8 protein-coding genes are annotated in these 9287 nt (G+C 75.6%); 5 read left to right on the top strand and 3 right to left on the bottom strand.

What is annotated here, in order from left to right; all coding sequences use genetic code 11:
- Positions 1-235 precede the first annotated feature (235 nt).
- Complete coding sequence (locus ACFUMH_RS09010; RefSeq protein WP_378203623.1) at positions 236-1234, top strand: hypothetical protein; 999 nt, start codon at positions 236-238, stop codon at positions 1232-1234.
- A gap of 43 nt (positions 1235-1277) precedes the next feature.
- Entirely contained in the window at positions 1278-1502 is a 225-nt protein-coding gene (locus ACFUMH_RS09005) for a hypothetical protein (RefSeq protein ID WP_378203621.1), read from the top strand.
- A 90-nt stretch (positions 1503-1592) separates the two neighbouring features.
- On the opposite strand, the gene ACFUMH_RS09000 is transcribed toward ACFUMH_RS09005, so the two are convergent.
- On the bottom strand, positions 1593-2741 hold the full coding sequence (locus tag ACFUMH_RS09000; RefSeq protein WP_378203618.1) for a lytic polysaccharide monooxygenase: 1149 nt from the start codon (positions 2739-2741) through the stop codon (positions 1593-1595).
- 240 nt (positions 2742-2981) lie between these two features.
- On the opposite strand from ACFUMH_RS09000, the gene ACFUMH_RS08995 reads away from it, so the two are divergent.
- Positions 2982-4406, top strand: a complete 1425-nt coding sequence (locus ACFUMH_RS08995) for a diguanylate cyclase domain-containing protein (protein ID WP_378203615.1) — start codon at positions 2982-2984, stop codon at positions 4404-4406.
- Positions 4407-4421: 15 nt separating this feature from the next.
- Here ACFUMH_RS08995 and ACFUMH_RS08990 read toward each other — a convergent pair whose 3' ends face one another.
- Entirely contained in the window at positions 4422-6329 is a 1908-nt protein-coding gene (locus ACFUMH_RS08990; RefSeq protein WP_378203612.1) for an NHL domain-containing thioredoxin family protein, read from the bottom strand.
- 100 nt (positions 6330-6429) lie between these two features.
- Here ACFUMH_RS08990 and ACFUMH_RS08985 point away from each other — a divergent pair, with 100 nt between their 5' ends.
- Positions 6430-6747, top strand: a complete 318-nt coding sequence (locus tag ACFUMH_RS08985; RefSeq protein ID WP_378203610.1) for a hypothetical protein — start codon at positions 6430-6432, stop codon at positions 6745-6747.
- A gap of 123 nt (positions 6748-6870) precedes the next feature.
- On the top strand, positions 6871-7872 hold the full coding sequence (locus ACFUMH_RS08980) for a glycosyltransferase (RefSeq protein ID WP_378203607.1): 1002 nt from the start codon (positions 6871-6873) through the stop codon (positions 7870-7872).
- Between the two features lie 263 nt (positions 7873-8135).
- On the opposite strand, the gene ACFUMH_RS08975 is transcribed toward ACFUMH_RS08980, so the two are convergent.
- The gene (locus ACFUMH_RS08975; RefSeq protein ID WP_378203604.1) at positions 8136-9221 is read right to left on the bottom strand and encodes a lytic polysaccharide monooxygenase; all 1086 of its coding nucleotides are present in this window, start codon (positions 9219-9221) and stop codon (positions 8136-8138) included.
- Between the last annotated feature and the right edge of the window lie 66 nt (positions 9222-9287).

Here is a 9287-nt window from a genome sequence, read left to right as displayed (position 1 = left end):
GCGCGACGACCGGTCCCCGACCGGCGCCGTCGTACGTCGGGGCGTCGTCGGGCCGTCGCGCGCGCCGCCCGAGGGCCGAGGTCCGGCTGCCGGGACGCCGCCGCCCCCGGCGGGCGGCTGTCGGTGGTCGCGGCCACACTGACCACCGGACGGGACGGACCGGACGGGACGACACGCACGGTCGGTGCGGCACCCGCAGGGGGTGGCGACGACGGGCACGACGCAGGGGGCACGCATGCAGCTGGACCACGACGACGCGCGCAAGGCCAAGGAGCACGCGACCACGTACGCCCGCGAGCTCGCGGAGCGGACGGTGCGCGCGTCGACGAGCGGGCCCGTGGGGGCGCCGCTGGCGATCGGCGTGGCCGTGGGGGCGGACGGCGGGTACGGCGTCGCCGTGCGGTACCGCCTCGGGCTGCCGGGCGTGCGGTCGCTCGCGCGTCGCGTCGCGGACGAGGTCGGCCCGGCCGTCGACGTGCGGCGGACGGGACGGATCCGGCCGCTCGTCGTGGACCGGCCGGTGCGTCCGCGCCCGCCCGTCATCACCGCGCAGGCGATGGGCGAGACGGGCCGCGTGCGGCCGCTGCGCCCCGGCGTCTCGATCGCGCACGTCGACGTCACCGCCGGCACGCTCGGCGCGTTCGTGCTGGTCGGCGGGCGCGTGCACGCGCTGTCGAACTACCACGTGCTCGCCGGCTCGCCCGCCGCGCGGGAGGGTGACGTGGTCGTCCAGCCCGGCCCGGCGGACGGCGGTACGGCGCGGGACCGCGTCGGCACGCTGGCGGCCACGGTGCCGCTCGCGCCGGGACGGACGGCGTACGTCGACGCCGCCGTCGCGCTGCTCGACGAGCCCGACGTCGACCCGACGTACCCGGTCGGCCGGGTCACGACGACGGCGCGCGCGCTCGGCGGCGAGCGCGTCGGCAAGAGCGGGCGGACCACCGCCGTCACGACCGGTCGCGTCACCGCGATCGAGCTCGACGACGTCGTGGTCGGCTACGGGGACGAGCTCGGCGACCTCGCGTTCGACGACCAGATCGAGGTGGAGAGCACCGGGCCCGGCCCGTTCTCGCGCGGGGGCGACTCCGGGTCGCTCGTGTACCGCGAGGACGGGGTCGCGCTCGGTCTGCTCTTTGCCGGGTCGGAGACCGGGGGTGACAATGGTCGCGGGTTGACGTACGTCAACCCGATCGACGCCGTCCTCGGTGCGCTGGACGCGACGCTGCTCGCCTGACGCGGGCGCCGCGGGCCACCACCGGGGACCGGGAGGTGGAGACGTGGCCGATCTCGATGAGGCACGCCGCGCGAAGGCGGAGCTCAAGGCGACGCTGGCGGGCCGGCAGGACGTCACGGCCGTGGGCATCGCGCCCGAGGCCGACGGCTACGGCCTGCTGGTGCGCGTCCGCGGCGACGAGGTGACGGCCCGCGCAGCCGACGTCCCGCGCGTCGTGCACGGCGTCCACGTGCGCGTCAGCCCGGGCGGCCCGATCCACGCCCAGTGAGCGCCTGAGCCCGCTCCCGCACGCGGCCGCCGGACGCGACGACGCCCGGCGCCCCTGGCGGGGCACCGGGCGTCGGTGCGTCGTGCGAGGTCAGCGCACGATGCAGGGCGAGCCGTTGAGCGTCACGTCCGTCGCGTCCTTCGGCGTGCCGGACCCGATGAAGCCGAACGACACGGCGTTGTGGTGCGCGATCGTGCCGTTCCACGCGACGTTCTTCGCCGTCACCGTGTCACCGGACTGCGTGGTCGTCGAGCTCCACGCCTGCGTCACCTTCTCGCCGTTGGTGAAGCGCCACCTCAGCTCCCACCCGCTGACCGGCTGCATGGTCGCGTTGAAGACGGTGACGTTGCCCTGGAAGCCGCCGTTCCAGGCGCTCGTCGTGTCGATCTCGACCTCGCACACCGCGTCGGCGGGCACGGACGGGGTCGGCGTGGGCGTCGGGCTCGCGGTCGGGGTCGGCGTGACCGTCGGCGTGGGTGTCACGGACGGCGTGGGCGTCGGCGTCGGGGTGCGCGTGGGGGTGGGCGTCGGCGTGGGCACCGGCGTCGAGCCGCCCCCGCCGAAGTCGACGTCCGAGCAGTTGTAGAACGACTCGGGGCTGTCGGTGCGCTCCCAGATCGAGAAGATCACGTGCTTGCCGGACTTGTTCGGCAGCGTCGCGTCCCACGCGTACTCCGGGCCCTGCGGGCCGCCGTTGCGCAGCGGCGGGTTCAGCACGCGGTCGAACGGCACGGGCTCGAGGTCGTCCCAGCCGATCGGCTCGCCCTGGTTCCACCCGTCCTTGGTGATGTACTGCGTCCACCAGCCGGGGTGCGGCACCGTCGCCGCGTACTGGAAGGTGATGCGCTGACCGGCCTGCACGCGGGTCGTCGGCCACGACGCGCTGGGCCGGTTGAACGCGTCGAAGCGCGCGTCCGGGCCGCAGAGCTTGCCGTCGGCGATGGTCTCGTGGCGCCCGTCGATGGTGCCGAGCAGGTTGCCGAACCAGTTGTAGAACCCGTACGTGCTCGACGCGATGGCGTCCTTGCAGGCCGGGTTCGTCGGCAGCATGTTGCCCGCCTGGCCCGCGGCCTGACCGCCGGCGAGGCCGTCGACGTAGCACTGGTACGTGCGGGTGGCGGGGTACGTGAGCCCGCCGTGGGCCTGCGCGGCGGTGGGCAGGGCGACGAGCGCGCCCGCCAGGACGGTCGTGGCGGCGAGCCCCGCGAGGGCTCGTCGGAGGAGGCGGTGTCGGGTCATGCGGGGGGTCCCTCTCGCACGGGCGGCGGCGTCGCCGCGGTGGGGGTTCGTCGGGTGGGTGCGCGGCTCCGGACGGGGGAGACGGTGTGCCGACAGGCTCGTGAGCGCACGGGTCGCGGACAAGGCCCCGAAACGTTTCCCGCTGCACCGGCGTCCGGACGGGCGCGCACGTGGGTGATCTCACCGACCTCTCACGGGTCGGTCTCGGCGGTCGGACCACCGAGGGTCGATGATGTCCCCGTGACGCGTCGGGGCACGGCTGCCAAGGGTGCGCACCGGGGCACGCTCTCGGCTGCGGACCTCGGTGGCGTGCGCGGTCTCGCGGTGGCCGCGCACCGGTTCGACGCGTGCCGCGACGTCGACGGCGTGCTCGAGGCGGCGGCGCAGACGGCCGTCGACGTGCTCGCCGCGGACTCGGCCGTCCTGTGCCGCATCTCCCAGGACACGTGCCGGGTGCTGCGCATGGAGCCGCCGACGGACGACCCCCGCGCCGTGGCGCTGCTGGCCACGACGTACCGGGCGGACGAGCGTCCGGCGCTGCGCGGGCTGATCCGGGACCGGGCGAGCTGGGTCGCGCACGCGTTCGACGAGCGCGGCCGCTCCGTCCTGCCCGGCGACGAGACCGCCGGCGACCGCGTCGAGGTCGAGACGCTGCGCGAGCTGGGTGCCGGCTCCGCGCTCAGCTCGCCGATCGTCGTCAACGACTCCGTGTGGGGGCAGGTGACGGTCGTGCGCGCGGTCGAGGCGCCGCGCTTCGACGTCGACGACGTCGCGACGGCCGAGGTGCTCGCCGCGCTCGCGGCCGGTGCGATCGCCCGCGTCGACCTCGAGCAGCAGGTGCGGCACATGATCGCCGACGACCCGCTGACCGGGCTCGCGAACCGGCGGGTGGCCGACCAGGCCGCCGACGCCGCGCTCGCGTCCGGGCGGGAGACCTGCATCGTCATGTGCGACGTCGACGGGCTCAAGCGCGTCAACGACGAGCTCGGGCACGACGCCGGCGACGACCTGCTGCGCGCCGTCGCGGACGTGCTGCGCCGCGCGTCGGACGCGCTGCCGGGCACCACCGCCGCGCGCATCGGCGGCGACGAGTTCTGCCTCGTCACGGTGGGGCAGCCGCGCTCCGTCGTCACCGAGACGATGGCGTCGACCGTCGCGAAGTTCCCGCTGCCGCACGGCGCCGCGATCTCGTACGGCGTCGCGTCGACGTCCGTGATGGGCGCGGTCGGGGCGCGGCACCTGTTCCGGCGCGCCGACCAGGCGCAGTACCAGGCGAAACGCCGCCGTCAGCGCGCCCGCGCGCGGACGCTGCCCGCGGTGGCCGACCCGACGGTGGCCGTCGAGAAGCTCGTCGCGACGGGTGCGGTCGCGATCGGCGCCGCGCAGCCGGGCGTCGTGCCGCGCCTGCTCGCGTTCGCGGGGGCGGTCACCGAGACGCTCGGCGGCGACGAGTGGGCGGTGCTGCGGCGCACGGGCGACGGGGCGCCGGCGACGATCGCGCGCGGCGGCAGCCCCGCCGACGCGGGCGACACGACGTCGCTCACGGTGGAGCGCGGCGAGTGGGTCGTCGAGATCGCCGCGTCGAGCGCCGCGTCGACGGGCCCGCAGGTGCGCACGGCGCTGTCGGTGCTCCTCGCCATCGCGGTCGGCGACGCGACGCACTGACGCCCGGCGCGCGCCTCAGCCCAGCAGCGGCAGCGTCAGCACGGCGGGGGCGCCGTCGACGACGCGCACCGGCACGCCCCAGTCCTGCGCGGCGAGGTGGCACGCCGGGTGCTCGACCGCCGGGTCGTCGTCGCAGCTCGCGGCGCGCGCCGTGACGTGCAGGACGCCCTCGCCGACGGCCGGGTCGAGGCGCAGCGTGCGGGTCAGCTCGACGTCGTCGCCGGCGCCGTCGAGGAGCAGCCCCGGCGGCGTGGACGAGACGCGCAGCGACGTCGACGGGCCCCAGCGCAGGTCGAGCTTCTGCCCGGGCGCGGGCGTGAACACGACCTCGAGGGACACCTCGCCGCCGGCGATCTCGGTGACGGGCCGCTGCGTGCGGTGCGCGCCGCCGTCGACGTGCGTGCCCACGGCGTCGGCGGGCAGCGGCACGCGCGTGAGGCGGTGCGCGGCGGACTCCACGACGAGCACGTGCTCCGCGTCGCCGGACGGCAGCACGAGGCCGCTCGGCTCCGCGAGGTCGGTCGCGAGCGTGGTGACCTCGCCGGGGCCGCCGTCGGTGCCGGGCGTCCAGCGGCGCAGCGCGCCGTTGTAGGTGTCGGCGACGAGCACGGAGCCGTCGGGGAGGGCCGCGACGCCGAGCGGGTGCTGGAAGAGCGCCTGGTCGGCGGCGCCGTCGCGGTGGCCGAAGTCGAACAGGCCGGTGCCGGCCACGGTCGTCACCGACGCGTCGGCGGGGTCGACCCAGCGCAGCGCGGACGTCTCGGCGTCGGCGAGCCAGATGCGCCCGTCCGCCGCGACGGACAGGCCCGACGGCTGCGCGAACCACGAGTCCGCGGGCGCGCCGTCGAGGAGGCCCTCGTTCATCGTCCCGGCGCGGTACGTGACCGTGCCCGCGACCGCGTCGAAGGCCCACAGCGTGTGGTTGCCGGCCATGGCGACCACGAACGTGCCGGCCTGCGCCGACCACGTGACGTCCCACGGCGAGGAGAGCTTGATGCCGCGGGCCGGCCACACGTCGCCGACGCCCGACTCGGTCGCACCGCCGTCGGTGACGTTGTCCACCGCGCTCACCATGTACTGCTCACCGGTGCCCGCGACGGTCGTCACGTGCCCGTCCGCGAGCCGCACCCCGCGCAGCGCGTGGTTGACGGTGTCCGCGACGAGCACGTCGTACCCGAGCCGCTCGCGCAGCTCGTCCGGCACCAGGCACAGCCCGTTCGGCTCGCTGAACCGCGCGTCGTCGGGGCCGCCGTCGACGAGCCCGCGCTCGCCCGAGCCGATGCGGCGCACGAGCGTCTCGCCGTCCGCGGCCAGCTCGGTGAGCGCGTGGTGCCCGGCGTCCGCCACGAGCAGGTTCCCGCCCGGCAGCTCGACGGCCTTGGCGGGGAAGCGGAGCGTCGACGGCTGCGGCTGCGGCGGCACGTACGGGCCGGAGCCGCGGTGCAGCGTGCCCTTGGCCTCGTGCTCGGCGACGAGCTCGTCGACCAGTGCCTCGACGGCGTGCGCGTGCCCCTCGCCGGCCATCTGCGCGACGACGTACCCCTCGGGGTCGACGACGACGAGCGTCGGCCACGCGCGCGCGGTGTACGCCTGCCACGTGACGAGCTCGGGGTCGTCGAGCACCGGGTGGTGCACCTCGTACCGCTCGACGGCCGCCGCGATCGCCACCGGGTCCGCCTCGTGCACGAACTTCGGCGAGTGCACGCCGATGATGACGAGCACGTCGCGGTGCCGCTCCTCGAGCTCGCGCAGCTCGTCGAGGACGTGCAGGCAGTTGATGCAGCAGAACGTCCAGAAGTCGAGGACGACGACCTTGCCGCGCAGGTCGGCCAGCGTCACGTCCTTGCCGCCGGTGTTGAGCCAGCCGCGGCCGACCAGCTCGGAGGCGCGGACGCGGGGGAGTCGGGTGCTGCTCGTCGTCACGGACGTAGTCAACCCGATCCGCGGACGTGCCGTTCCCGCGGTCCGCGCGCGGGCGCGAGCGGGCACGTGTGACGTCGCGCCGTGCTGCATCCTGAGCCGCGTGACGGACGAGTCGGGTGCCTACGAGTGCGCCCTCTGCGGGGCCACCTACGAGACGGCGCCCGAGGGGTTCCTCGGGCTCGACGTGGAGTCGCACGACGGGACGGTCGAGAACCACTGGTATCCCGGGTTCTGCTCCACCGAGCACGCCGCGGCGTGGTTCTCCCGGCCCTTGCCTCACCCCGACGCGGTGTACACGTGGGAGCCGCACACCGCAGGCGCCGACTGGCGGTTCTGGGGCGGCGTCGTCGGAGGGCTCGCCCTCGGACTGGCGGTGCTGGCACTCGCCGCCGTCGGCACGGTGTCGCTGCTCGGCTGAGCCGACTGGCGGGCGGGTTCACCCGCAGCGACGCCCCGTTCGTCCCGAGACGTCCGATACCGTGACGGCGCCGCCGCGCGCCGACCCGACGGCGTCCGTGCGAGCCCGGGGGAGGACGTCGGCATGGCCGCACCGCACACGCTCACGGTCTCGGCTGCCGTGACCTCGACGAACGCCGCGCGCTACCTCGGGGACCAGCTCGAGTCGATCCTCGCCCAGACCCGCCTGCCCGACCAGGTGGTCGTCGCCGACGCGGGCTCGACGGACGGGTCGCAGGAGCTCGTCCGGTCGTTCGTCGAGCGGACGCGCGCCGCGGGCCTCCCGGTCGTGTGGACGATCCTCCCGTCCGAGCCGACGCCCCTCGACGCCAACATGGCACGCACCTACGCCGCCTGCACGGGCGACGTCGTGGTGGTGTGCGACCACGACGACGTGTGCCTGCCCACCCGGTTCGCGCACGCCGTCGAGCTGTTCGCCGCGCGGCCCGAGCTGCTGCTGGTGCACTGCGAGGCGGAGATCATCGACCCGGACGGCGTGACCGTCTCGACGTCCATGCTGCGCACCGAGGGCGTCACGCCCGAGGAGCTCGCGCAGTACCGCGCGGGCGAGGCGTTCCGCGTGCTGGTGCGGCGGTTCCTCGCGCACGGTGCGACCGCGGCGCTGCGCCGCGACCTCGTCCACCTGGCGCCGCCGGTGCCGCACGGGTTCCGCACCGACGCCTGGTACGCGCTGCTCGCGGCCGCGACCGGCGGCGTCGCGCTCGACGAGCGCCCCGGCCTGCGCTACCGCACGCACCCGACGAACGTCTCGGGCGGCGTCCGGCGCCGCTCCGCGGGCGAGAAGCTGCGGATGCTCCGCGAGCCCGGCGGGGACCGCAACGCGCGGCTGCTCGCGCGCGCCGCCGCGCTCGTCGACGGGCTCGACGCCCTGCGCCCCCACGTGCAGGACTGGGCGTACGACCTCGCGGTCGACAACCTGCGGCACGAGCAGGCGCGCTCGCGGTACCCGCGCAACCGCCTGCTCCGCGCGCCCTACGTGCTGCGGACCGCGGCGGGCGGCGCCTACGACCGCCTGGCGCGCGGCCGCAAGGACGTCCTGCTGGACCTCCTGCAGCCCACCGGCTGACGGAACCTACCGGCTGACGCAACCCACCGGCTGACCGCCCGCCGGCGGCGAACGGGTCCTCGTTCGCGGAAGTGGCGGCGGATCGGCGAACCAGAGCCCGTTCGACGCGGCGGCGGTGGGGCCCGGCGCGGACGTGCCGGGGCCCGGGTGCAGCGGAGAGGTGCTGCACCCGGGCCCGGGTGGTGCGTGGCCCTGCCGGCTCGTGCCGCCGGTGGGGCCGTTCGGTCAGGCCGCCGGTCCACGACGCGGACCGGGGCCGGGGATCACGCCGCCGAGCAGGTCGCCGTCAGGCCGGACGACGAGCCCGAGCCGATGAAGCCGGCGGTCGTCGAGGCGTTGGCCGCGAGCGTGCCGTTCCAGCCGGCGTTCGTCAGGACGTTGCCGGAGGCCGTGGAGCTCCACGCCTGCGTGATGGTCGCGCCGTTGACGGTGACCTTCCAGCCGCGGACGCCGCCGGTGCCGGCGGTCACCCGCACGTCGGCCTGGTAGCCGCCGCCCCACGTGTTCGTCACCGAGACGGTCGCCGTGCAGGCGCCCGTCGGGTTCGGCGCCGGGGTGGTGGGGTTGGGGTTCGGCGCGGGCGTCGTCGGGTTCGGCGCCGGGGTGGTCGGGTTCGGGGCCGGCGTCGTCGGGTTGGGGGCCGGCGTCGTCGGGTTCGGGTTGGGGTTCGGGTTCGCCGTGCCGCCGATGTTGATGTCGGAGCACAGGTAGTACGGCTGGTCGAGGTGGCTGGCCTGCCACACCGTGAACAGCACCGCGCGGCCCGAGCGGCCCGCGAGGCTCACGTCCGTCTGGTACAGACCGGTGGTGCCGTAGCGGCCGGTCTCCTTGACCAGGTCGAGGTCGTCCCAGCCGAGCGCCTCACGGGTCGGGTCGAAGCCCGCCTTCGAGACGTACACGCGCATGTAGTCGGCACCGTGCCTCGCGCCGTCCGTCAGCGTGAGCGTGAAGTTGGTGGGGACGCTCTTCATGACCCACGCGCCCGGGGTGTCGAGCGAGGCGTACAGGCCGTTCTGCGTCCGACCGCCCGAGCAGAGCTGGCCGTTCGGGATGACCTGCTCGTGCCGGCCGCCGACGCCCTCACGGAAGAGGCCGTTCCAGTTCCACATCGTGTTCGGGTTGGCCTGCCAGGCCTGCCAGCACATGGGGTCCGACTGGGCCATCGACGGGTTCATGTGGTCGTCGCCCCACCGCTCCCAGCAGCCGTAGTTGCGGCTGGGCGGGTCGGTGACGGAGCCGTGGGCCGCCGCGGGGGTCGCGGCGAGCGTGGCACCGAGGCCCGCCGCCAGCACGGCGACGGGAAGGGCGAGGGCGAGCCGGCGCAGCCGGTCGCGCGCACGGATGGGCATGCGGGGGTCTCCTGTCCGCTGAGGGGTCGGTGCCCGGGCCTGCGGTACGACAACGATGTCGACGGC

It is taken from the genome of Cellulomonas sp. NPDC057328 (assembly GCF_042667215.1).
Lineage (GTDB): Bacteria > Actinomycetota > Actinomycetes > Actinomycetales > Cellulomonadaceae > Cellulomonas.
The sequence above is the reverse complement of the archived record's forward strand: the minus strand, read 5'-3'. Positions and strand labels throughout refer to the sequence as shown.

Excerpts from the sequence above, each read along its gene's own strand:
- ACFUMH_RS08975 (WP_378203604.1), bottom strand. The coding sequence starts at position 9,221 with ATGCCCATCCGTGCGCGCGACCGGCTGCGCCGGCTCGCCCTCGCCCTT.
- ACFUMH_RS09000 (WP_378203618.1), bottom strand. The coding sequence starts at position 2,741 with ATGACCCGACACCGCCTCCTCCGACGAGCCCTCGCGGGGCTCGCCGCC.
- ACFUMH_RS08980 (WP_378203607.1), top strand. The coding sequence starts at position 6,871 with ATGGCCGCACCGCACACGCTCACGGTCTCGGCTGCCGTGACCTCGACG.
- ACFUMH_RS09010 (WP_378203623.1), top strand. The coding sequence starts at position 236 with ATGCAGCTGGACCACGACGACGCGCGCAAGGCCAAGGAGCACGCGACC.